The sequence below is a fragment of the uncultured Methanospirillum sp. genome, from assembly GCF_963668415.2.
In the GTDB taxonomy this organism is placed as follows: domain Archaea; phylum Halobacteriota; class Methanomicrobia; order Methanomicrobiales; family Methanospirillaceae; genus Methanospirillum.
In genome coordinates this window covers 361,844-384,184 of record NZ_CAXXDL010000001.1, presented here as the reverse complement: position 1 = coordinate 384,184, position 22,341 = coordinate 361,844, and the positions used below count along the sequence as shown (strand labels likewise).

At 44.1% G+C, this 22,341-nt stretch carries 24 protein-coding genes; 13 read left to right on the top strand and 11 right to left on the bottom strand.

Annotation, left to right across the window (positions count from 1 at the left end):
* Nucleotides 1-716: 716 nt before the first annotated feature.
* Nucleotides 717-986 carry a hypothetical protein gene (locus ACHZA2_RS01915; protein ID WP_319578295.1) on the top strand — a complete coding sequence of 90 codons (270 nt, stop codon included), beginning with the start codon at nucleotides 717-719 and terminating at the stop codon, nucleotides 984-986.
* 75 nt (nucleotides 987-1,061) lie between these two features.
* On the top strand, nucleotides 1,062-1,577 hold the full coding sequence (locus ACHZA2_RS01910) for a hypothetical protein (RefSeq protein WP_319578294.1): 516 nt from the start codon (nucleotides 1,062-1,064) through the stop codon (nucleotides 1,575-1,577).
* Between the two features lie 375 nt (nucleotides 1,578-1,952).
* Here ACHZA2_RS01910 and ACHZA2_RS01905 read toward each other — a convergent pair whose 3' ends face one another.
* On the bottom strand, nucleotides 1,953-2,234 hold the full coding sequence (locus tag ACHZA2_RS01905) for a hypothetical protein (protein ID WP_319540457.1): 282 nt from the start codon (nucleotides 2,232-2,234) through the stop codon (nucleotides 1,953-1,955).
* 368 nt (nucleotides 2,235-2,602) lie between these two features.
* On the opposite strand from ACHZA2_RS01905, the gene ACHZA2_RS01900 reads away from it, so the two are divergent.
* From ACHZA2_RS01900 to ACHZA2_RS01890, 3 genes are all read left to right on the top strand, one after another.
* The gene (locus tag ACHZA2_RS01900) at nucleotides 2,603-2,815 is read left to right on the top strand and encodes a hypothetical protein (RefSeq protein ID WP_319578293.1); all 213 of its coding nucleotides are present in this window, start codon (nucleotides 2,603-2,605) and stop codon (nucleotides 2,813-2,815) included.
* Between the two features lie 1,887 nt (nucleotides 2,816-4,702).
* A complete protein-coding gene (locus ACHZA2_RS01895) occupies nucleotides 4,703-6,211 on the top strand; it encodes a transglutaminase domain-containing protein (RefSeq protein ID WP_319578292.1) in 1,509 nt (502 codons plus the stop codon).
* A 149-nt stretch (nucleotides 6,212-6,360) separates the two neighbouring features.
* Complete coding sequence (locus tag ACHZA2_RS01890; protein WP_319578291.1) at nucleotides 6,361-7,899, top strand: hypothetical protein; 1,539 nt, start codon at nucleotides 6,361-6,363, stop codon at nucleotides 7,897-7,899.
* A gap of 156 nt (nucleotides 7,900-8,055) precedes the next feature.
* Here the strand turns inward: ACHZA2_RS01890 and ACHZA2_RS01885 are convergent, their stop codons facing one another.
* The 6 genes from ACHZA2_RS01885 to ACHZA2_RS01860 all read right to left on the bottom strand — a co-directional run bounded on the left by ACHZA2_RS01885 (nucleotide 8,056) and on the right by ACHZA2_RS01860 (nucleotide 10,632).
* The gene (locus tag ACHZA2_RS01885; RefSeq protein ID WP_319540468.1) at nucleotides 8,056-8,193 is read right to left on the bottom strand and encodes a hypothetical protein; all 138 of its coding nucleotides are present in this window, start codon (nucleotides 8,191-8,193) and stop codon (nucleotides 8,056-8,058) included.
* 131 nt (nucleotides 8,194-8,324) lie between these two features.
* Nucleotides 8,325-8,531, bottom strand: coding sequence for a hypothetical protein (locus tag ACHZA2_RS01880; protein ID WP_319578290.1), 207 nt, complete (start codon nucleotides 8,529-8,531; stop codon nucleotides 8,325-8,327).
* A 107-nt stretch (nucleotides 8,532-8,638) separates the two neighbouring features.
* Nucleotides 8,639-9,154, bottom strand: coding sequence for a methyltransferase domain-containing protein (locus ACHZA2_RS01875; protein ID WP_319578289.1), 516 nt, complete (start codon nucleotides 9,152-9,154; stop codon nucleotides 8,639-8,641).
* A gap of 97 nt (nucleotides 9,155-9,251) precedes the next feature.
* Nucleotides 9,252-9,749, bottom strand: a complete 498-nt coding sequence (gene nudC, locus ACHZA2_RS01870) for an NAD(+) diphosphatase (protein WP_319578288.1) — start codon at nucleotides 9,747-9,749, stop codon at nucleotides 9,252-9,254.
* Complete coding sequence (locus ACHZA2_RS01865; RefSeq protein WP_319578287.1) at nucleotides 9,715-10,068, bottom strand: hypothetical protein; 354 nt, start codon at nucleotides 10,066-10,068, stop codon at nucleotides 9,715-9,717. Before ACHZA2_RS01865 ends, nudC begins: the two co-directional genes overlap by 35 nt.
* 282 nt (nucleotides 10,069-10,350) lie before the next feature.
* Nucleotides 10,351-10,632: a hypothetical protein gene (locus ACHZA2_RS01860; RefSeq protein ID WP_319578286.1), complete on the bottom strand. Its 282-nt coding sequence runs from the start codon at nucleotides 10,630-10,632 to the stop codon at nucleotides 10,351-10,353.
* A 222-nt stretch (nucleotides 10,633-10,854) separates the two neighbouring features.
* Here ACHZA2_RS01860 and ACHZA2_RS01855 point away from each other — a divergent pair, with 222 nt between their 5' ends.
* Complete coding sequence (locus ACHZA2_RS01855; protein ID WP_319578285.1) at nucleotides 10,855-11,424, top strand: TIR domain-containing protein; 570 nt, start codon at nucleotides 10,855-10,857, stop codon at nucleotides 11,422-11,424.
* Nucleotides 11,425-11,718: 294 nt separating this feature from the next.
* Here the strand turns inward: ACHZA2_RS01855 and ACHZA2_RS01850 are convergent, their stop codons facing one another.
* Nucleotides 11,719-12,816, bottom strand: a complete 1,098-nt coding sequence (locus ACHZA2_RS01850) for a transposase (RefSeq protein ID WP_319578110.1) — start codon at nucleotides 12,814-12,816, stop codon at nucleotides 11,719-11,721.
* Nucleotides 12,817-13,072: 256 nt separating this feature from the next.
* Between ACHZA2_RS01850 and ACHZA2_RS01845 the strand changes: the two genes are divergently transcribed.
* From ACHZA2_RS01845 to ACHZA2_RS01830, 4 genes are all read left to right on the top strand, one after another.
* Nucleotides 13,073-13,603, top strand: coding sequence for a hypothetical protein (locus tag ACHZA2_RS01845; protein WP_319578284.1), 531 nt, complete (start codon nucleotides 13,073-13,075; stop codon nucleotides 13,601-13,603).
* Between the two features lie 145 nt (nucleotides 13,604-13,748).
* A complete protein-coding gene (locus ACHZA2_RS01840) occupies nucleotides 13,749-14,501 on the top strand; it encodes a SagB/ThcOx family dehydrogenase (protein ID WP_319578283.1) in 753 nt (250 codons plus the stop codon).
* Nucleotides 14,502-14,937: 436 nt separating this feature from the next.
* The gene (locus tag ACHZA2_RS01835; protein WP_319578282.1) at nucleotides 14,938-15,264 is read left to right on the top strand and encodes a hypothetical protein; all 327 of its coding nucleotides are present in this window, start codon (nucleotides 14,938-14,940) and stop codon (nucleotides 15,262-15,264) included.
* A 116-nt stretch (nucleotides 15,265-15,380) separates the two neighbouring features.
* Nucleotides 15,381-16,739, top strand: a complete 1,359-nt coding sequence (locus ACHZA2_RS01830; protein ID WP_394698458.1) for a pyridoxal phosphate-dependent aminotransferase — start codon at nucleotides 15,381-15,383, stop codon at nucleotides 16,737-16,739.
* 60 nt (nucleotides 16,740-16,799) lie between these two features.
* On the opposite strand, the gene ACHZA2_RS01825 is transcribed toward ACHZA2_RS01830, so the two are convergent.
* Both ACHZA2_RS01825 and ACHZA2_RS01820 read right to left on the bottom strand, forming a co-directional pair.
* Nucleotides 16,800-18,206 (bottom strand): hypothetical protein, encoded by a 1,407-nt coding sequence (locus ACHZA2_RS01825; protein WP_319578280.1) that lies wholly within the window; start codon nucleotides 18,204-18,206, stop codon nucleotides 16,800-16,802.
* The gene (locus tag ACHZA2_RS01820) at nucleotides 18,199-18,924 is read right to left on the bottom strand and encodes an ABC transporter ATP-binding protein (RefSeq protein ID WP_319580930.1); all 726 of its coding nucleotides are present in this window, start codon (nucleotides 18,922-18,924) and stop codon (nucleotides 18,199-18,201) included. Before ACHZA2_RS01820 ends, ACHZA2_RS01825 begins: the two co-directional genes overlap by 8 nt.
* 146 nt (nucleotides 18,925-19,070) lie before the next feature.
* Here ACHZA2_RS01820 and ACHZA2_RS01815 point away from each other — a divergent pair, with 146 nt between their 5' ends.
* Both ACHZA2_RS01815 and ACHZA2_RS01810 read left to right on the top strand, forming a co-directional pair.
* Nucleotides 19,071-19,565: a hypothetical protein gene (locus ACHZA2_RS01815; RefSeq protein ID WP_394698457.1), complete on the top strand. Its 495-nt coding sequence runs from the start codon at nucleotides 19,071-19,073 to the stop codon at nucleotides 19,563-19,565.
* 119 nt (nucleotides 19,566-19,684) lie between these two features.
* Nucleotides 19,685-20,257 carry a DUF3795 domain-containing protein gene (locus ACHZA2_RS01810; RefSeq protein WP_319578278.1) on the top strand — a complete coding sequence of 191 codons (573 nt, stop codon included), beginning with the start codon at nucleotides 19,685-19,687 and terminating at the stop codon, nucleotides 20,255-20,257.
* A gap of 35 nt (nucleotides 20,258-20,292) precedes the next feature.
* Here the strand turns inward: ACHZA2_RS01810 and ACHZA2_RS01805 are convergent, their stop codons facing one another.
* Nucleotides 20,293-21,294, bottom strand: coding sequence for an IPT/TIG domain-containing protein (locus ACHZA2_RS01805; RefSeq protein WP_319578277.1), 1,002 nt, complete (start codon nucleotides 21,292-21,294; stop codon nucleotides 20,293-20,295).
* A gap of 240 nt (nucleotides 21,295-21,534) precedes the next feature.
* Here ACHZA2_RS01805 and ACHZA2_RS01800 point away from each other — a divergent pair, with 240 nt between their 5' ends.
* Nucleotides 21,535-22,221 carry a response regulator gene (locus tag ACHZA2_RS01800; protein WP_319578276.1) on the top strand — a complete coding sequence of 229 codons (687 nt, stop codon included), beginning with the start codon at nucleotides 21,535-21,537 and terminating at the stop codon, nucleotides 22,219-22,221.
* Nucleotides 22,222-22,341 lie beyond the last annotated feature (120 nt).

Genomic DNA, 22,341 nt, shown 5'->3' with positions numbered 1-22,341 from the left:
AGCTGACCTGCATAGGGTAGTGATACATAAATCATTTTTTGGCGTTTGCAAAATTTGAATCAATCTGAAATATAGAATTCACCGGAATATTCAATTGGGTAAATAATCGTGTACGGTAGAACCCGAGCTTGAAATCAAATTCGAAGATATCCCGTAAATATTATATCATATAAAAAAATTGGTCGGGATTACTTCTTTTGAAGAGATATTCGATATGGAATGAGATAAAGGCATGGGGTATATGTCTTGTGGAATATATTTGTATTCAAACTAAAAAACACCCAAAATAGAACCCGTTATTGAAAAACTGATGAAAAACCTATCCGGGCTGAATTGTATAGCGGGGATCAACGAGTGCCATCGTCACTAAAATTTAGATACCCATTCTCTAGATAATTGATCCGAAAATAAAGTGACGGGGGTCACTAGAGATATAAATAGTCCCTATTCAGAGTTACCCAAGATTTAAGGCAAAAGTATGTTTTTTCTGCCAGATATTGCAAATGTTGTATCAATTTTGATATCATGATGGAAAAAACATATGCGGGAATTGTATGCCGGTCAATCTCCGATTATTTATCGAAATAGAACCAAGAACACTATTATGTTTTGTTAAATTACTATATCTTATAATACAATTTTTGTAATCTCAGAGAATGTTTATACAATTTTCCAATATATCATTTACTCTGGTTTTGAACCTGCCACCAGTAGTAATGAACATAAATGAGTTGATATCTGATATTGATGGCAACAAACAAAAACTTGTAGTAGGAATAAACCGGGAAATAACAGAATGGCGTGCCGTGATCACTACATTTGGTTCAATCATACTCATGGATACGATCTTTAAAATTGACCTTAATTATAGCGGTGACATGGATAACCGGGCATATTTCGATATGGCTGTTCATACTTCAAAACAGGTTCCGGATATGCTTATCAAACGGCTGATTCCTCCGGAGATAGATGCAAGACCTACCTAATTTTTAAACACGCATGATTCGTGAAATTTTTGAAAACGGGCCCGGGAAAAAGCGTTTGCATACGAAGAGAATAATATGAACATAGAAACCAGAACCCAGATCCTCATTCTGATCCTAGGAGTTCTCATAGGAGCTAGTGGATATCTGGTCAACTCACTTTACTTATGGAATACGTCTGTAAACAAGGATAAGGCTGACATCGCCGAAGGCCTCTATCTCGATATTACGTGGCTTGAGGAATACCTCAACACCACTAACCAAGAGTTCTTACAAAATCAGGATGGTAAATATATCTTTGTTCATGCAACCCCGTTATACCCAAATAACGGCCTTTACTTCACATATCAGCGGGATATATTCAAATTGGATCGTAATATTGCCAAAGATACATTCACTTTCTATAATCACTTATTGTCAGCAGAACGTGACAGGAGCCTGATATTCGATATCCAGCGAATAGGGGATGTTCGGGATATCACCACCTCGGAGAAAAGCCGTCAACAAACCTTAACGAGAAATGTAGCCCGAGAATTGAACGCAACAATACATCTTTTGCCTGCTTTGAAACAGGAATTGTATGCAGCTACTTGATTACTTCTTCATTTCTTCCATTATCTCAGTACCAAAGAGATCCAATAAAGAGGATGATCGATTACTTCAGTTGAATCTCAACTGTGTATTTGGGTAATAGTCAGGGTTTTCCTGAACAACCGGAATCAGGTCTCCCTGAAGTCCCATGGTTCTGCCCCGAAAAAAGTGTTAGTATAGGAAATATCAATGACATATCAGAGATGAGTATCAATCGTGCTTTGGACTCGGGGTAACCTATAAAATCCACATTATACATCTCTCCCTACTAGAAATACCTTAATGTATCATCTTAACTGGAAGTATTTGCCACCGTAATGTGGATCTGTATCATTCAGAACAACGAATCAATTTTCAAATATCGAAAAAGTGAGGCCGTTATTCAGTTCCTTTTTTGGTCATCTTTTTAGAGGGTTTAATTGGACTTGGAGGGTTTGTATGTTCAGGAAGATCATCTCCATGGAGATGTGAATGAGCATCATGCCTGGGAGGAAGGACTGTTTTGCCCTGTGGATGGTGAGGGGCATGGGGAAGCGGATGATCCATAGGGTGATGGCGATCTCCTTCATCATGTCGTTCCTTGTCCTGGCTCTCTAATGAGTCTGTGAGATGCGGGGCATCTGGTGGAAATGTTTTGTGTTTCTGCTCTGGTGTCATCATAACTCCTTTCTCTCCCTGGGGATGAGATACAAATTGAATAGCCCACTGTCGGGGAATAAGTATCTGATTATTTCAAATTTTGTTTCAAATATTGAGATTCAGGATACAGATTATGAGTGAGTACTGAGTACGTCAAAGTCAGAACGATATGCCATTCAGGTGTTTATCCAACTGCCTCATAAGAGCATAATCACATATTGGATTAAGGAATTTTCTAGTGGTTTGCTTGACCGGGAAGTCATTTCATGGTGATGGAGGGTATTTAGAAGACATCCGATCTGTTACATGGATATCTGTATGGTGGCCGTTTGTCATATCGTTAGCATCTGAACACATTTGCACTGATATCTGATGGAGGATGATTTGGTATGCCATATACCTGGAAAACTACGGTTGATGTTGATGAAACGATTGTTGTACTCATGAATGTTCTTGATAAGAATACTGAACTGCCAAACTGGCTTGTTTGCACAATAAATGGGTCTATCTCTGATTCTAAACCGGAAATCGTCAAGTATTTCTTCGAAGAAGTTAAGCAGCACATTCCTGTAGCCTTGAAATATTTTGAGACCACGATGTAGAAGGATGTACGGCATTGAGTCCCTTCTCTTTAGAAAGCAGATGGGAATGTTCTGGGAGAATCAGATTTTCAAAGTAAATATGACATGTAGATAACCAAGCCCGGTAATCAATGATGATAGATACTGGTTATTCTCGAGTTAGAATCGCATGAATTCACCCAGATCATTATTTAATGCTTTTCTTAGTTTATACCGATATTTTTCATCCTACCTGTTTTTTGATACATATTTCCACGTTTTGTTTCAATAATTGTATCATAGCCGAATCTATTTACCATCCTTTTCCCCTCTGGAAATCTCTGGAGAGAAATGATGGGATCAAGACAGATACAGCATCACCAAAGTTCGTGCGGAGTTGTTGCCTTACACAGAGGAAATGAATACAACGGGTTTGAAAGGAACCGGTTGGATCAGTCTTTGAAAGAGGCGGTAATCTACGGAAGTGCCATTCATTTAACTCGAAACTATCCCTGTTGTCCAGATGCAACTGTTCAGGGAGAACCGATCTATAATGGTAGGTATTGAGTCTTTACGGTAGTAATCTTTATAATGAGTAAATATACGATTACGCCGCAATTGGCGCAGATTATTTTTATGTCAAGACTTTGTCTGGAATAATATTCGACTTTTCCCGTTCGATGGATTCAGTCACTTATTCGAATCCTGGTGCTTTTTTTATCCTGATAGAAAAATTGGGTGGATATCTTATCAATCCAGGTTAATGGTCCTCGGATTTGGGATTTTCTCATAACTTTTCGCAGCCATTTCAAATGTATCAGTAATTCTTCCGATGCTCCCGATTCAGATACTGCGTAATAATCTCCTCTATGATATATCTGAGTCAGCAATTCCAACTGATAATGTAGATCTGTCATATATCGCCTCTCCGAAAAAATGGGATATTGAGTTTATCAAAAATTTACTATGTTTTTGGTCCGATTAGTTCTCTGTTTGATATTCTCACGTTTGGCATTCTTCTCTTTGTCTTTAACGCTGATCCTTCCCTTTTTCAAACAGCCTGGTTTATCGAGTCGGTATGTACCTAGACCCTGATTTTTTTGTGATACGAACGAGGATTGTTCCATTTTATATGAGTAAACCAAGTATACCCCTCATAATAAGCACATTGCTTATCGTGGCTGTTTCGTGTATATTGCCATTCACCGTCATTGGTAGTATCTTTGGTATCATGCAGCCTCCGTTTCATTCTTTGTAGTACTTGCTGGGCTGGTGATTGGATTTCTGGTCCTTGTCGAAGTAATAAAGAAGAGGTTTTACATCAAATATTCGCATTTTATTGAGAGAAAGAGAGTGATCCTTGATTAAGATTCTGACATTGGAGTTGTAACCCTTTTGGAATATCTATCCTAATTTCCGATTTACTCTCACCTTCCTGAAATCTCGAGACGAAATAGTCCAAAAAGCCATAAATTGAAGATTGGCATGAAATAAATTATCGGCCTGAATCATCTACATGATAGCATACACATACACGCTATCCACTCAAACTGTCGAATATCAGAGCTTCTATCCCGTCTATCATCGGCATCTGATAATCAGAGATAATTGTATCAAGGGAGTTATTTCTATTCTTTCAATGCTTACTCTTCAGACTCTACGATATCTATGCTAAATCCATCGGTATGCTCAAGAAATATTTTACGATGTGGGGTAATCTCGGCTCACTATCGGCGTATAATACCCGCAGAGGATGGGAGGATTTAGGGTAAAAGAAATGAATGAAAGACTTGCATAGTGTGTTCCTGGGATATGACTGGTGGATATATTACCATCTTAACTCCACATTGCAACGAAAATCTTTCTCTCCTCAATAGAGTTATTTTCCCAGCAACCTTTTTTAGATTCATGGCGTTCTCTTTTCAGGTTATGAGAGTCGTTTTATTTGCTTTCGGAGTACTCCTGCTTTTAACAGGTGCCTGTACAGCAGACAATACCTCTGCAGATGAACTCTATGCTGCCGGAATTAATGCATATCTCAACGGTTCCTATGAGCATGCTGGTGATCTGTTTAATCAGTCGATGCTCGTCTATGATCTACGGGGAGATGCCGATAATGCACGAAAGGCTTTCGGGATGAGAAATCGTGCCTCATGGATACTGATTGAGATGATGCTAAACAGAACCCAGGCTGAAGAAGTTCTTGCACAGGGTCTTTCGGAACTTTCAGAGGCGGAGCGATCCAATATCCTGAAACCTGGTGAGTCTATCCAGACTGAGTCTGACGGTCAGACCCGGTATTTCTATGACGTCGCAAATAATGCTGCGTATCACAATACCACAATCATGCAGGAGATCTCCAGGAAAGCAAACCACTCTCCATTCTTCGATGAGGTATTCCCACTGATAACTAACAACACGTCCTTTGACGGCTGGTATGGCAATCCACATACATTCATTGCCAACAGTTCAATCTCACTTCCCAGAGAATTGTTGCCTGCAAACGGAACTTTGAAGGTCTGGGTACCACTTCCCATAAAGACCGACAGTCAGAAGGATATCAGGATCCTGAACCTGCAGCCTGAACAGTACATCGTTTCTGGTCCGGTAACTGACGGTGATCTTGGTCAGGTGTATTATGAGATCCCGCTGAGCGAGATGGATGGACCATTCATCAACATATCAGCAGATTATGAGTTTACCACTTCAGAGCGACGGTTTATCATCGACCAGAATTCTATTGCACCGTATGATACCTCAAGTGATCTCTATCGTGATTACACACAAACACAGCCAAATATCGAGGTTAATCCTGGAATAAAGAATATCAGCAGATCAATTATTGGCGATGAGCAGAATCCGTATCGTAAGGCAAGGCTGATCTATGATTACATTATCAGGACCTATCCATACAGCACTGTACCTCATACCTACCTGGTAGGGTCGCAGACTCCTGAATCAACGTATATGTTTGATACTGGGTTTGGTGACTGTGGTACCCAGAGTATGCTCTTTGCCGCACTCTGCCGGGCTGCAGGAATCCCGGCACGGTCAGCAGGCGGATATCAGTTAGCTCCCGGCCTCGCAGGACCTCATTTCTGGGCCGAGTTCTATCTCCCAGGTTATGGCTGGATTCCCGCCGATGTCACGATTGCAGAGAGTGCAGACTGGGCATTTGACAAGAGCGATGCAGATCGTGAAAAGTTTAAGGACTACTACTTTGGAAACATGGATCCCTACCGGTACACAATTCAGAACGATGTTGACATCTCCTTCACGCCAGATCCGGGGAATGATATCATCATGAACATGGTTCATCAGACACCGGCCTTGGTCTGTCACGAGAGCAGGGAAGATATTGAGATGCTTGGGATGCAGTACTGGAATATTACCTTATCAGAGGTCGGCCAGCCGGGCAGGGCTGATATGACAGAGTAAAAAAACGGGCAGAATATGTACTGTTATAAAAACAGGGAATATACCTGCTGGTTTTCATGCATCTATGAATTCAAATTGCCTCAACTCTCTTATTTATTGGAACATTTTTTATACTCAGCAATTAATAAAAATACTTGTCGGTGCTGGGTATGGATACACGAAGGTATGTTCTCGGATTTATTCTGATTGTAACTCTTTGTATGGCACAGGGAGTGATAGCTGAACTTCATGAAAGTAACATCTCGTTTAATTCTTCACAGGCTGCCATGGAGGTTGGACTCCCTGTAAAGCCGATGTTTCATGAAGCCATGACAATTCCACAACCCCTTGATCTGATGAGTCAGAAGGCATCATACATCAATGGGACCGGGAACCTGACTAAACTGGTAGAATTCAACAACTCTGCTGGTGAATATTCGTTTGCTCAATTGATCATCAAGGGAACAGATGCAACCAGCTGGAGTTACACGATTCAGGGTAGTAATGCCACGAATGACTGTTACGCCTCGGCTCTTGTGCAGGTACAAAATGCAGACCAGATACTTCTGCAGGGCCATTCAATCAGCAAAGACAGATTTATTGCGTATGCAGGAGCTGGTCTGCAAGATACTGACTGGAATGATGCAGGCAGGTATTCAGGTACTATCAGAATAAGTACGGAAACAGGGGAAGATGGAACACTAGCAATAATTACCGGAAGCAATGAAACCGGATCAATCGATCATCTCTGTCGGTCATACCATGAGATCTATCGAAATTGCTCTGAGTTATCTACCAACGAAGTTCCGGGTCTAGAGTGGAGCCCGGATACTAATTACGTACGTGAATTCCCTAGTATTTTCTGCTATGATCAGTATGCAGGTGATTTTGCCTCCGTATCTCATGGAGGGCTGAAAAAATATTCTGGATACGCGATCAGTTACAACAATGAATCATACAGTTATCACAATATGGCAGGTGGATCTGGAAAAGCAATTACTGTGAATACTTATGGAGAACAATGGCCTCCAGGAAACATGAATATGCCTGGAAATGGATCATATGAACAGGTAAGAGGAACTGATGTCACCTCTTTTGATCATCTTGGAGAGGCGATTTTTTTCAACAAACTCCATGGAGCGTATGGGGAAACAGAGGCAACAGCAGGCAATCTTGATTACCGGATATCACCCACAACAAACAAGCATGATCCAATGTCAGCAACCGGGTATGTGTGGGGATCAACTCAAGCCTCTACACCACAGTCTGGAACGAATAAATCTGCAATCCCTGCCACCATGAACGGATGGCTGCTTGGTGAATTTGTAGGCAATACTGGACTTATATATGAAGGTTATCAGTTATCAGGGGTAACAGTAAACAGGAATGTTCAGGGAGGAATTTTCTCCAGTAATTCAGACTTCCAGACCGGGGTAAGTGGCAACATCACCGCTGGAAGATCAGACAAATCAACATCTGTTTCCCGGATTGATGGGGCATCAAAATGGACAATCGACCTTTCTGATGATAACGCAACAACTCTCGATGGACGATGGATGGTCGATTCAATGCAGGGCTCCCCGGTTAGCAGGTCAGAACTTGCCATAAAGCCGGGTACATCGGCTTACATCTCGAGTAAGACGTACTCAGGCAGTAAATACATCAAAGACAGAGCATATTACAAATCTGGTACTGTAGATGTGCAATAACTCATGAATCTCCCGGCAATATGCCGGACTACTTATCTTTTTCCTGAACTGATATTCTGCCTCCCAGCCGGGAGAGATGATATTGGTGATAGCCCTCCCATCGGGGGAAGATGTATTCAAAATAAGCATGACGAAAAAAGGAATAACAAAAGTTGGTTACTTGATCTTCTTCTCGAGTTTTTTGAGTTTCTTCTTGGCGGCCTGACTGCCTTCAGCTACTAACTTCGCGAGTTCTTCTGCCTTTTCCTTCTTTGCTCTGTTCAGCTTACCCAGCTCTTTCTTACTTGTTGGCATACCGTCATCTCGCTCTTTGTCTGGGGAGTTTATTAGTTTTTTTCCCTCATAAAATGTCCCTGCAGTTTTGAGCTATTCAGGATTGTTCAATGATGTAATGCCGACAGCGGTTATCATTTTCCTGGTGATTTTCACCTGTTCACTGCTGTCAGGATACAGTTTTCTGTTGGCACTGCAAGGCCACCGTCTTCCAGCCAGGGCGCAAGTCTTTTTTCTATAGTACAGAACATCCGGGTCTGTTCCTCACCTGACATCGCTGATATCTGTGCAGCAACCGAAAAAATTGAGAAATATACAGGAAGGAGTTCGGCAAGTGATGGGTGACGGGCAACTTTCACATCAATTCTAATATCAATGCTGCGAAACCCCGCATTCTCCCACAAACTTCTTCAGCATACGGGAATTGGAAAGCGAACAGGCAACCTGGAAGATGGTGGTCGAGTCTTCACCCAGATACTCGGCAAATGTATCGCATATGGCAACCACGTGCGGGCTTTTTTCCGCTCGACCCCAGGACGTTGATTACAAGTGTTCCCTCAGGTGAAAGGACTCTTCTCATCTCCTTTAATGAAGACACCTTTTCAGGGAAGAATTGAAGTCCTTGCTGGCAGATAACTGTGTCAAAGTCTCCTGAAGAGAAAGGCATCCTTGATATGTCACCCTGGCACCACCTGATGTCAGTCACACCCTCTTCTGCTGCACACCTGGTTGCAACCCGGAGCATTCCCCTGTTGAGATCAACACAGACAAGCCTGCCATCCGGCCCGACAAGGTCTGTTCCTGTTCTGCCCACGATGCCAGTACCGCAGGCAACATCCAGCACCCGCTTATGCGGGCCGATACCTCCGGCGTTGATGAGGTCATGTGTCTGGTCGATCATCCACGTTGTCACGATATACCGTTCATAGGTTTCAGGTCCGTCGGTGCTCATCTGCCACTTGAAATCGGTCTGTGATGACATGTTATCCCTTACATCCCTCTGGCTCATACCTGTCATGGACCATGCAACCGGCTATCCGTGCATTTGTATCAGATCTCTCTCTTTATCCAGGCCTCTATCAGTGCCCGGGAAATACTCTCTTTTGAAGGGACCTGAACTGGTTATCTCTGGTAAACCATCCAGCATTGTCAATCTCCTGCTTGTCTACACTGATCTCCCCTTCGGCATAATCTGCAACAAAACCGATCATAAAGGAGTCTGGAAAGGGCCATGGCTCGCTCCCGAAGTACCTGATATTCTGGACCATAATGCCGACTTCTTCACTGACTTCTCGGCGGACTGTCTGTTCGAGGTTTTCACCAGGTTCATTGAATCCGACGATGACCGAGTAGAATCCTGATGGAAACCGAGGGGAGTGGGCCAGCAGGATCTCATCACCCATTTTGATAAGAATAATGATGGCAGGGGATATTCTCGGGTAGACGATTCGGCTGCAGGAAGGGCATATTCGAGCCCGTTCTGTCGCTACCGGGTTTGTTTTGGTTCCATATACCCCACAGAAGGCAGTCGAGCGATAAAAGTCAAGGATTTGGACAGCATATGAGGCAATGGCCATATCGCTCTCTGGAACCTTTCCTGAGAGTTCCCTGACCGGTGACAATTGCCAGCCAGCCGTCCGGGAGGGTAACTCCGTCGGAGATCCTGACTGCGTAGAAGATGAGGTCATCCCTGGTACCAAGGTACGCCTGTTCTTCTGTCATCAGGCTTGCTGGGAACGGCTCATGCATGAGAACGGTGCCTGATTCCTTGTTTTTAAGGAAATAATCTTCATTACCCTGGACAATGATCCAGCGTTTTTGTGCGGGTGATGGATTCTCAGGTACCGGGTATGCCGGGAAGAGAGGGGTAACAGCGAAGAACGGATAATGCTCCATTCAACTCAATATGTATTTGGAATAATCTCTGAAACAGCCACCTCTGGGTTGTTATGGACCGTATGTCGCTCTGGTGTCATTCCATGTAAAAAAGGTTGAAGGCGAAAACAAGATCAGATTCATTATTATCATACCCACAGTTTGAAACTGATTGAATGGTTGAATCGAAATTACAACGAAATTAAGAAAAAAAGTAAATCTGAAAGTAATCGATGGTCTTCTGGTTAGGATCAGAACGCTGGGTCAGGTTGTTTCAGAAGGCACCATCAAAAATGAAGGTAGTTATATCCCTTTGAGCTTTCTGATGAACTGGTAATCAGGTTTCGTAAAATCAGTACCCATTGTTATCTGCAACGGTCCCTGTCCACTATGAGAGCCAATCAGGTTAGGTCCTGTGTCCACCTCTGATGAAACCACAGAACTTCCAATGGTCTCTCTTGGAGTCCCGATATACCCAGCTAATACAAATAAGGTAATGATCATCAGGCCAACAGCGATCTGGGAGGCCTGACTAAACCCTGCTCCTGAAAAACTTTCCTGTGACTTAGCAACATGGTGGGGCATAGCAGGTAGATGGCAATACGAATAAATAAATATTTGCTGTGCAGTATTCGTCACCGCAATTACAAATTATTCGTAATGAATCATGTAAATTTAAATAATGTACATGCGCTTACATCGAATAATCAAATCATTTGAATAATATAAATTTTCAATTATTTTATCAAAAAGAAGATGTTATCTATCTTGAGTATGAATATAACCAAATATTTGGGGTTTTACTTCATGCCTAAAAAAGTATTTTTTTGTATCGGGACTCAGGACATGAACGATCTCAGGATCAATGTTGTTAGATCTCACAAGATGACTCATGAGGATCATGGTGGATACTTTTCTCCCTTCATCTGGGAAGCTGCTGCCAGAGGAGGGGATGATTCGATAAAGAAACTGATTGATACGCAGATTCAGGCCTCTTCAGCATCTGTTGTCCTGATCGGCACCAACACCTATGATCAGCGATGGGTCAAATACGAGATATTCAGGAGTATGAGGAAAGGGAATAAACTCCTCGGGATTCACATCAATGGCATAGAAGGACGGGATGGCAGGGGTAAACCACTTGGCCCGAACCCATTCAGTTACCTGGGCTTTGCCTATAGTGCAGACGGTACCGAGTTCATCCCCCAGGAATATCGTGACGAGGTCTGGGCACCATTTACTGATATTCCTCCATACAAGGTGAAGCAGGTCCCTGAACAGCACCGGAACAAGATAATTACTCTCACCAAGATAGCAAAAACCTATAACTGGGTATCAGATAAAGGGGCTCTGAACTTTCCTCAATGGGTGGAATGAAGCAATCGATGCTGTGATCCCTTCCGGGTTCAATCCTTACTAGGCATAAAACTTCTTAGCCCTTCGTGGCTCGTATAAGAGGCTGTCCAATGAAAAGATGTAGATTGGACAGATTGTCAATCAAATAATTCGCTTTTTGTCGAACTACCAATTTTTACAATAGAATGATAGATACACGCACTGCAAAGGATGGGAATCAACATCCAAACTACTCAAAATTACAGTTGATAGACGAAGAAGAACTAAAAACTCGATAGCATTCGCTACTTAATGGGACATCTGCATTTTATTTTTTCAGTAATATTTTGATAGACCCTGACCCTTTCCTTGGTTTTTTACTAAATTTGCAAGTAATACAAACTGATATGAAATGAGATTCAATGTCATGTAAAATTCTTCAGATCTTTTCTGAATCCATTTTACACTGAAATTAAACATTCGTTTCATGTGTGAATGAGTTCTTTCACAATCTGCCCTTGATTTGTATTCAACTCTGAAATTTGGATTAAGTAAGTTCTGATTGCGAAGATACATCCCGACCTGTTTCTCCCTTCCATTATTCGTGAGAAATAGCATTTTTTCCTCAATAGAATCTCGAATGTCTCCCCCTTTCTTCCACATTTTATTTACCCAATGATCAATTCTCTCAATTGTCCCCTCTATGTTCAAAATTGCGTTCTTGCTTGGATCGATTAGTGGTTGAATTCTGAAAATTCTCCAGTATCTCGCATAAATCATGAAGGAATCATAGCCACCATCAAGTTGAACTTTGATCATGCTTGGATTCATCGTACCAACAATTTCAGCTAATGGGATTGCATATGGGGAATCATGAGCATTACCTTCAGAAAATATTCCATAAAGTGGAAAGTTGTTTAAATGAAATATGTGATATTTGTGCATCCTGCAAGCGTAATGGGGATTATATTCTGCATATTTATCATACCTTGAGGCTTCAATAGGGGTTGAATCAACCATTCCGTGACCATTCTGAATAGATTGACATGCAATGGCTCCGTTTAGGTACATGATCTTCTTAAAGCCGTCTAATCGCAAACGATTGTAAGCAAAATCATGTAAATTACTTGCAGAGGGAATATGATATTTTCCGGGCTCTATTTCAGGAATTCCAAGAGCAATGCAATCTTCAAGTGTTAGTGATTTGATGAATTTTCGATAGGATTGTTTTCGAAAGGAATGGACAATCAAGAGTTTGAATAATAATATTGGTGAATATAACCATTTTCGAGTTTGGCTGTAATTGAGATGGTTGTGCAATTCAATTTCAATCTGGGTAAGATCCATTTTTCCAAGTAATGTACTGATTGAAACACTATTTGTTGGATTTACAGTCCCATGTAATGTCCTTTTTTCGTTTGAGCCAACGAGCATAGAGGCCAGTTTCAATAGTATATAATGGTGCCGAAATCGGTCCCACGGCAATTAACGAAATGAAAAAAGAGTGGAGAGTCGAGAAATTTTATGACCTATTTAAATAATAGGGCCTTCGTTGGACGGCCTCTATAAGATGAATACAAAGTAACGACCCGTTCGCACTCATCAGAAAAGTCGGAGATAAATTGAAAAAACCTCATGGATTTGCGGGACCAGCCGCTATTATTATTACTCTATATCACGATTAAAGAATATGGAACGCTTAATCAGGGTAGTACTAGTGATGTCTCTGTTCATGTTCGTGATCCCCATGGGTCTTGCAGAATCTGCTGCAAATTCAACGGGCTCCACTGTTTCAGATGTCACCAAGATGTCCCCTTCCTTTAAAACTATTCCCGCGGTCAATGTTTCATTTGCAACAATCACTCCTGTATCTGTATCAATTGCTCCAAAGGCAGCAAACGTAACCTTTGCAACGATTGGACAGGCAGCAGTCGCACCAACTGCAACTGTAAAGGCAAACACAACTGAAGCCAAGGCAACCGTTACACCTGTAGCAACTGTAAAGGCAAACACTACCGAGGCTAAGGAGACCGTTGCACCTGTGGCAACTGTAAAGGCAAACACCACCGAGACCAAGGCAAACACAACCCCTGTTGAGGCAAAAGTAACAATTACCCCAGCCCCTACAAAAGCAGTAAATGCAACTGCAACTCAGGCAGCAAATACAACCGCCGTCTCTAACGTAACTGCATCACTGAACTCAACTGCAAACAAGCAGTAAATTTTCTCCTTTTTTTGTAACCTGTCTTTGTCAGTTTCCTGTCTAAATATTAGTTGTATAATCTACAACAATCCGGTTGTATATTATTTATCTGATACAGGTTGTCAGATTTTACCATTTGATTCACGTTCTATGGTGAGATGACATGGTAGAAAAACAGGCCCGCATTGTTATTTTGGGTGCAATAACCGGATTAATTGCTCTTTTTATTATCTACTCCTGTGTATGGGCTCAGGAAACGCCTTCAGATCAGGGACAGATCTCCGTGACTCAAGAAACCACCGTTTCCGGGGCAGATCAGGTGGTAATAAATCTCCCGATGCCTGACCACTCTCAATTAATAACTCTTGATGATGCCCTTTCGGATCGCCGGTCGGTCAGAGAGTACCAGAATACCTCAATATCTGCACAGGAGATTTCCAACCTTCTCTGGGCTGCACAGGGGATCACTGACCCACAGACCGGGAAGCGTACGGCTCCATCTGGACAGAAGATATACCCAATAACCCTTCATGTGGCAATAAGCCGTGGCACTGACATCCCTCCCGGTGTCTATGCTTACCATGCCACAGAACACCAGCTTGTCAGGGAGTTGGATGCACCAGGAGAACAGAACCTGGTCGATGTACTCGGACAGAAGAGTGTGGCATCTGCCCCGGCCTGTATCGTCATGAGTGGGAACTATACTCCTTACCAGAAGTTCGGTAATGATATGGCGAACCAGAGTATGTACCTGGAAGCTGGACATATCGCACAAAATTTTCTGCTTGAACTTACATCTCTGCATCTCTCAGGTGTACCGTTCTCAGGGTTTGATTCTGAAAAGGTGGGAACCGCCCTGGGTCTTGATAGTGACCATCCGGTACTTTATGGCATCGCATTTGGAAGTTCCTCCTAATCAGGGTCCACATTCTATTTTTCGTGTGGCTTTTCTGTGCTTCTGTCCCTTGTTTTCTATATACGCCAACCCCCTGCGCAAGGACCTCCCGCGCTATTGAGAGTAAAGCGTTCATAAGAGAGAAAAAAATTTCAAGCACCATTCATGGTAAAGAATTGCAATCAGAAACAAAATCTGAACGTTTAGATCATCATCGTCTGATACATCGTTCAAAAAAAGATAAACCCCCTGAATCTACCTGAAAAAAACTACGGTGAACCAAGTGGTTCACTCATGTGTAGATATATCAGATAATTTTATATCCTTCTGTTGATTGAGTGTCCGATATAATAATAACAACATAAAATTTAGGATATAACAGGGGGTATGGATGGATCTGAATATGAGTTTACAGTTTTCAGAGAATGATCTGGAAATTTCAAGGATTTTAACCGATGTGGGGTTGAAAAATAATGAGGCACGAGTCCTTGTCGTACTGTTCAAGGGGTATGATCTCACCTCACGGGAGATCGAACGGATCGTGGATCTCAGGCAACCTGAAGTGAGCATTGCCATAAACCAGCTGATTGACCGGAAGTGGGCACAGGTCACCAGTCTTATAACTGAAAAGAAAGGCCGGCCTGTCAAGGTGTATACACTCTCCCGGACTGTTGACAGCATCCTCGATCAGATCGAAGAGCAGATCGAAGGAGAATACCGCGGCAGACTTGAGGTTATCGAACGGGTCAGATCAATGGTTAAGGAGTCCAGGGTTACAGAATAATCCTAATACCATTATCTCTTCAGGTCATGGATCCGGATGTCTGTCATGGTCTGTGACCTGAATCCAGAAGGTGAACCCAAAAGATATATGACCCCTCCTCCGATATTCTCACCAAGGTGGTAAAAACGGCAGGGATTATGATCGATGCACGGGTGGACCGGATTCAGCAGCCAGATACACTGAGGTTCAGTCAGTTGGTCGCAGGGCAGAAGCATGTCTGCCAGTCAGTCGCATGTTGTGAAGACTTTTTCTCTTTTGGGAGAGCAGAATCCCCATTCCCGGTTCCTGATGATATCAGGGTTGAGATATCAGGTAAATCATGTCCCGGAACACTTGCCGATCCTGCCGGACTTCCTGAACTCAGGGAGGCCGTTAGCGGATTTTATGCACGTAACTACAATATAACTGCGGATGCAGACCGGATCATCATAGGGCATGGTGTAAAAGGGCTGGTCCTCCCGATCTTTACCATTCTTGCCGGGTCAGTCATCGTGCCTTCACCCGGATGGCTGGGTTATCTGCCGCAACTTAGAATTCTCAACAAGCCGTATTACCGGTTGTATGGCCATTATGCCGCACAGTACAAGATACGCCCGACCCAGCTTGCTGCCATGCTAAAGGGTCTGGTCAAATCCCAGCATCTTCTGATCCTGAACAACCCGGGTTATCCGACCGGGAACCTTTACACTGAGAAAGATCTGAAGGAGATCGCAGCAATCTGTCGTGAGTCTAATACGCTGATCCTTGCAAATGAGGCGTACAGTCTTCTTACCTATGATCTCTCAAAGTTTGTAAGTATGGGTTCTATCTATCCGGAAGGGACATTTGTCCTGAACGGCCTCTCGATGGACAGGTCAGCAGGCGGTCTTCGCATCGGTACCTGTATCCTTCCTGAAGGTTCCGATCAGGCTCTCAAGGATGAGTTGATCAAGGTTCTTGCGACTGTGTATACTGCTGCAGTAACACCGGTTCAGCAGGCTGCGATACCCGCCTACCTTCCGAATCCTGCGATGGATGCGTACCTGCATGATACCCGTGAGATTCACCGGATCATGACCACCCGGCTAGCAGCCCGGTGTGCAGCGATAGAGGGAGTCAGGACGATCATTCCTGAAGGTGGGTTCTCCTTCATGGTGGATCTCAATGTCATGATTGCTGAAATCCGGGCTGCCGGGATCCAATATTCTAATGATCTTGCTCCTGCCATGATACAGCACCCGTACCACATCGCCACCGTCACCGGCGAAGCGATGATGGCAGGATACGATGACTTCTACATCAGGTTCTCTGCCACTGACTACGACGGTACAGCAGCACTTGAGTCGTACCGATCAGTTCCTCCCAAGACCCCTTCTGACGAAGAGGCATTTTTCATGAGACACGGAGCACGGATGGCAGCCGGTATAGAGATGTTCAGCCGCTGGGTCAGTGATGTGAGGTCAGGATCGTTCAAATTTGAGAAATCGGCTGAATAACCCAATTTTCTGTTACACCTTTTCCTTCCGAATTTCATATACTGAATCGTGACAGGTTGGTTAGTACACCGGCTGCTCCTGTATCTCCCACTTTTTGCATCCCAGCCTGATCAAAAACCACGCCGGTATTGCCAGTATCACTGATGAGAGTGAGGCCCAGGGGTTTGCAAACGCTATCGAGCTGAAGACCGCCGTGACCAGCCCAATGAGAAAGAAGTACCGCACCATAACCTTCACATCATACACGAGGACATTTGGTGAGAGCCCTGCAAGCCATACCGTTACTGCAAGAGTGAAGAACGAGGTGGAGAGAGCAAGCACGATCACCGGAACCAGGTAGACAGCCTGTCCTGAGATCATGCAGATGATCGCAAGGAATACAACTGGTATCACCTGTAACACCGTGAAACTTGCAATCTTGCTTATGATTACGGTCTTCACACTTACCGGAAGGCAGGCATAGGAGGCGAAGGAGTCAAATGCCGTAAGCCAGGTGTACATGGTCGAGGCGATGATACCGGTGGTCATCGCATAGAGGAAGAGTACATTTCTCTTAGGCAGGTAATCGCTCGTCAGTGATAGGAAGAACCAGATCACGAGGAGAGGAATGAGAAAGGAGAAGAGTGTCTGGCCGATGGCACTCCCGCTCCTGTACAGGTCTATCAGGTCTTTTGCAGAGAGGGCAGGTGTAGGGAACCTGGATAATAACCGGGAAAGGGGAAGGATCTGGTCCCTGTACTGCCGTGATGCAGCGATGTTTTCCGGTGTGAACAACAGGACTCCTACTGCTGAAAGGATGATAATCCCGATGAGACACTCCCCGAGGAGTAGCAGGGAGAAGTCTTCGAACAGAATAAGTGGTGGAAAAAGTCTGGCAGGATTGTCTCCGGTCATTATTCCGTATCCTGCAAGTATGAGGATTAGGATACACATGATCGCGAACAATCCTGCATGGGTTCTGCTGTATAATGATGAAAGGAAGAAGATCAGAGAGAGCCCTGAGAGGAATGATATTGTCAGAGTCAGGCTGAGAAGAAACGGATGGTACAGCGGTATCCCTAGGAACGGTGATGCGAGAAGGAAACCGAGTGCAAACGGGAAGACCCAGAGCACGAAGTAATACAGGAGATCCTTTAGCACGAAGGTCGCGAAGATCTCCCTGTCCGAGACCGGGAGCGTTCTGGCAGCATACGCGATAAGGCTTGCCTGCCCAAACCTTCTGTTCATTGCCTCGTTTCCCAGAAGTCCGAATGCACCGACCATGAACCCGAGGAGCAGGTAATTTGAATGTAGGATCAGCGATAGATTTCCTGGAGGAAGAGATCTCCTTATGAATGGAAGCAGGAATGATCCCATGAATGCCATGCCTCCTACCATGATCGGAAAGAGGGCAAAACTCAGGCTTCCGAACATGGTTGAGTGAAGCCGCCACTCCTCTTTCAGCATGTACCAGAAGAGTTTACGCATCTTTCTCCCTTCCCACCAGGTGCAAAAAGAACTCGTCCAGATTCATTTCCTCTCTTGAAAGCTCCTGCGGTGTGCCGGTATGAAGAAGGCGACCTTTATGGAGAATGGCAAAACCTGAACAGATCTCCTCGGCTATCGAGAGAATATGGGTTGAGATGAATATTGTTCTCCCTGACCTGACATACTCTGCTAGATAGTCCTTGATCTTTCTCTGCATGATAGGATCAAAGTTGATGAGCGGCTCATCGATCAGGGCAAGTTCAGGCTGATGGATAAACGCCTGTGTGAACATGAGTTTTTGCCGCGTTCCTCTTGAGAGATCCTTACAGAGTACATTCTTCTTGTCAGCAAAGTCGAGAAAGTCAAACCACCAGTCAGCCCTACTCCGGAGATCAGGGAGTTTCCTGAGCGATCCAACCAGATTGAGGTACTCCATTGCGGTCAAAAAACTCGGTGGTGTCTCCTGTTCTGGGATGATCCCAACCTGCTGTCTGACCCATATGGGATCAGAGGATACCTCCCGGCTGAGCACCAGGGCAGATCCACTGGTCTGCCGAATCTGCCCGGTCAGCATCTTGATCATGGTGGTCTTGCCTGAACCATTTGGACCGAGCAATCCGAAGAGAGCCCCCTTTTCAACGGAGAGGGTAATACCATCAACAGCGGTCACATCTCCATACAATTTCTTTAGGTCTGTGGTCTGGATGATCGGCGTCATATGGGTGAATCCTGATATTTTACTCCTGAACCGTAATATGAGATGGTTGTTTGTGATAATATCCATCTATGGTAGGGAAAAATCAAAACAGTATCTTGATGGTGTCTTGCGAAAGAGAGGATCAGGAAGTTCAGGCAGTGCCGGTCATGAAGAAGCAATATGTATATTATATCGGATTTGGAATCGTCGTCATCGCGGTGATCTTTGCAGGACTGATGGTCGCCACAACTCCCCGGACAACCCCGGCACTTGATAAGAAGCCGGTTGTCACGATCTCGGTTCATGAGTCACCACAGATGAAAAAGACCAACGAAGGAACGGTCATCTCGTATGCTGTCAACACGTCCCGATTTGCTGATGACGGTCTCGATCTGGTAAAGGCTGAAGTGCTGGACAAAAAAACTGATCTCGTTCTTCTGAAGTTGGAGGGGACCAGCCTCACAGAGCAGTATACTCCTGTAGATCCGGCAGCAGGAACTGGAGTAGCAGACTATCCTGTTATCAGGTTTGATGTTACCGTTCCTTCAGATAAGATCCCATCTGATGTCTTTAGCCGGCTTACCTTTGCATCTAAAACGAAAGCAGCTCTACCATTCATGGTGACTGGTGGAGATATTCATCTGATCGCTGCCGGTGCATAAGCAAGATCTGTCATGGATCAAGAAGGTATTTACTCATAATTTTTTTGAAAACTCACACTTATGCCCTTTACATCAATTATTTTACATTACCAAGGTAATTGCCGGGGGAGTGAGAACATATGAAGATCCAATATCCCGAAATCGGTATCTGCTGTCTTTCCTGCAGGCTCTGCCCCCAGCTTTATACCGATGGTCAAAGCAGGTGTGGCGGATGCAAAACCGAAACCCGGATCTCTGTCGGCTGTCCTTTCATCACATGTGCTCTCAAGAGAAAAGGAGTTGAGTTTTGCTGGGAATGTGATGAGAGTGAAACCTGCGAAAAATGGAAAAAACACCGGGAAGCAGGGAAAAAAGCAGATTCATTTACGTGTTATCAGAAACTTGAGGATAATATCTGTTTTATCCGGAAGAATGGGATCGATATATTCCAGACACTACAGAAAACCAGGGAAGACCTACTCAGAATAATGCTGAATGAGTTCAACGATGGTCGCTCAAAGAGTTTCTATTGTATTGCTGCCACCATCCTTGAGATTGCCGAGCTGGAAGATGTTCTGGCCCAGGCAAACAATGAATCCACCGGGATGGATATGAAAGGGAAAGCCCGGATACTACATGCTTTACTCGAAGAAACAGGAAAACAACAAGGATATTGTCTGAAATTGAGGAGAAAAGAGAGGTCAAAGGGATAGTTTCAACATGAATTATTAATCCTTCCCATCGGTCATTACAGGTTCGTCTGAAACAGTGCAACTACATCATGCAGGTTGATGTATCCGTTCTGGTCAAAATCAAAGACCCACCACGGCTGACCTGATACGACTGTATCAATCTGATCGAATAAGGTTACCACATCATTCAGATCAGATCTTCCATTCCCGTTGATGTCCTCGTACAAGCCGTCACCGGTCAGGTCGCGTGGCAGCGGATATGACTGGCCTGATGTTGTATTGAATGGATGAAGTTCCCTGACCTGCACCGGCAGGGCGGTGTACCCGCTTCCATATCGGGTCCCATCATCAGCAGTTGCCGAATTCAGGATGCATTGAAGGTACCCGGATCCGGTCGTCCCTCCGATGAAGGAGAGGTTCACCAGATCAACGTTTGTTGAACCGCTGGTTATCAGATTGCTTTCATCACCTCCGGTGATCTGGATCCGGTGCTCATCGAGTACCTTCACCTCAGGATCAGATACCCAGGTTGGGATCGAGAGGATGTAGAATGAGAATGGAGCAGAGTAATCAGAGTACAGTGTCAGGTTGAAGCTTGCAAGCCCTCCTGACAGGGTTCGGACCAGTATTGATCCTCTGCCTGTTCCGGCCTTGAGGAGATAGGTATTCAGGGGACTTGTGTACATGGGAAAAGACTGCCCGTTGTCGCGTATAGCAAAGATCCCGATGTTTGAATCGCCACCGCAGGCACCCGGATTCTGCACCCTCACATAATGCTGGCCCGGTGTTGCGATATCAGATGCGGTGATGAGGGCCGTCATCTGGTGCGATGAAAGGTATGATCCGGTCCTGTTCTGAACATCCCAGACCACCCTGCTTTCAGGGAGAAAATTATTGCCATCTACAGTAAGGGTAAATGCATTCCCTCCGGCAATCATTGAATCCGGGTACATTGAAAGGAGTACCGGGGCAGGCCAGGCTGCTGAGGCAGAAATATTTGTGCTACGTATTGAGGGATCACACTGATCGGCAGCCCATCCCGGTACAATGGTTACCATCAGAATAAGAGTGATTATGCACCAACGGCAGGGAACTGCGATCATCAGTAAAACCTCATTTTATCAGTGTGTGGTTATATATCTATGGCTTCTTATCTCTGTCTATGCTGATGTATACATGGATGCAATTTTCTGTGCGTGTAGTATGTATTCAGAGGATTACCATATCCCAAAACCCCAAAAATGAGATTTCGGTCAGAAGGATTATAGTCTTTTTTCTGCAACGGATATTAATTTCACATGTCTTTTGGACTTAACCCTTTTAGCCCTGAAAATTTTACAGTTGTAATCGTTGATGATAATGATAATAATCGGTATGCGATTGCGAAAATTCTTGAAAATGCCGGTTACCGGGTTATCGAATCTACAAGTGGATCTCATGCCATCCAGATTGCTGAAGAGAAAAAACCAGATGCAATCATTCTTGATGTCATGATGCCAGGTATGGATGGGTTTGAAGTATGCCGTCGTCTCAACGCAAACCCATCTTGCTCTGATATCCCGGTAATATTCCTGACTGCCAGAGATAATGACGAGAGTATAGAAAAGGGATTTGAAGCCGGTGGGGCAGATTACGTTGTCAAACCGGTACACGTACGGACCCTCCTGGCACGACTCAAATCGCATATTGAACGCAGTCTCTCTCTCAGGCAACTTGAGCAGATGAATCAGGAGCTAGAAAAGATAAATCAGTGCCTGGATAAACAGATTCAAAACAACCTGAGTGTCCAGGCAACCCTCAATGATCAGGTTCGAAACCCTCTCTCAATAGCCATCACCCTGGTTGAAATGGGGGGATGTGAACGAGGGGATGAGGTCATCAGGGAACTGATGCGGATAGATTCGGTTATTGACAGATTGGATACTGGTTTTTTACAGTCTGAAAAAATTCATTCTTATCTGAAGAAGCACCACGGTGTAACCTGACAATCAATTTCCATAAGAAAATCTGTGTGAAACAATCATAACTAAAATGTTGTACCAAATATCACCGCATCAGATACAATGCTTCCAACCGGTGATGAAAAAAGACTGACCATTATTATT

Coding starts and splice junctions, on each gene's coding strand:
- ACHZA2_RS01860 (WP_319578286.1), bottom strand. CDS start 10,632: ATGCCCCACCATGTTGCTAAGTCACAGGAAAGTTTTTCAGGAGCAGGG.
- ACHZA2_RS01910 (WP_319578294.1), top strand. CDS start 1,062: ATGAACATAGAAACCAGAACCCAGATCCTCATTCTGATCCTAGGAGTT.
- ACHZA2_RS01850 (WP_319578110.1), bottom strand. CDS start 12,816: ATGCTCGTTGGCTCAAACGAAAAAAGGACATTACATGGGACTGTAAAT.
- ACHZA2_RS01895 (WP_319578292.1), top strand. CDS start 4,703: ATGAGAGTCGTTTTATTTGCTTTCGGAGTACTCCTGCTTTTAACAGGT.
- ACHZA2_RS01805 (WP_319578277.1), bottom strand. CDS start 21,294: ATGGTAACCATTGTACCGGGATGGGCTGCCGATCAGTGTGATCCCTCA.
- ACHZA2_RS01820 (WP_319580930.1), bottom strand. CDS start 18,924: ATGACGCCGATCATCCAGACCACAGACCTAAAGAAATTGTATGGAGAT.
- ACHZA2_RS01915 (WP_319578295.1), top strand. CDS start 717: ATGAACATAAATGAGTTGATATCTGATATTGATGGCAACAAACAAAAA.
- ACHZA2_RS01865 (WP_319578287.1), bottom strand. CDS start 10,068: ATGGAGCATTATCCGTTCTTCGCTGTTACCCCTCTCTTCCCGGCATAC.
- ACHZA2_RS01875 (WP_319578289.1), bottom strand. CDS start 9,154: ATGTCATCACAGACCGATTTCAAGTGGCAGATGAGCACCGACGGACCT.
- ACHZA2_RS01900 (WP_319578293.1), top strand. CDS start 2,603: ATGCCATATACCTGGAAAACTACGGTTGATGTTGATGAAACGATTGTT.
- ACHZA2_RS01885 (WP_319540468.1), bottom strand. CDS start 8,193: ATGCCAACAAGTAAGAAAGAGCTGGGTAAGCTGAACAGAGCAAAGAAG.
- ACHZA2_RS01800 (WP_319578276.1), top strand. CDS start 21,535: ATGTCTTTTGGACTTAACCCTTTTAGCCCTGAAAATTTTACAGTTGTA.
- ACHZA2_RS01845 (WP_319578284.1), top strand. CDS start 13,073: ATGGAACGCTTAATCAGGGTAGTACTAGTGATGTCTCTGTTCATGTTC.
- ACHZA2_RS01890 (WP_319578291.1), top strand. CDS start 6,361: ATGGATACACGAAGGTATGTTCTCGGATTTATTCTGATTGTAACTCTT.
- ACHZA2_RS01810 (WP_319578278.1), top strand. CDS start 19,685: ATGAAGATCCAATATCCCGAAATCGGTATCTGCTGTCTTTCCTGCAGG.
- ACHZA2_RS01815 (WP_394698457.1), top strand. CDS start 19,071: ATGAAGAAGCAATATGTATATTATATCGGATTTGGAATCGTCGTCATC.
- ACHZA2_RS01905 (WP_319540457.1), bottom strand. CDS start 2,234: ATGATGACACCAGAGCAGAAACACAAAACATTTCCACCAGATGCCCCG.
- ACHZA2_RS01825 (WP_319578280.1), bottom strand. CDS start 18,206: ATGCGTAAACTCTTCTGGTACATGCTGAAAGAGGAGTGGCGGCTTCAC.
- ACHZA2_RS01840 (WP_319578283.1), top strand. CDS start 13,749: ATGGTAGAAAAACAGGCCCGCATTGTTATTTTGGGTGCAATAACCGGA.
- nudC (WP_319578288.1), bottom strand. CDS start 9,749: ATGGCCATTGCCTCATATGCTGTCCAAATCCTTGACTTTTATCGCTCG.
- ACHZA2_RS01855 (WP_319578285.1), top strand. CDS start 10,855: ATGCCTAAAAAAGTATTTTTTTGTATCGGGACTCAGGACATGAACGAT.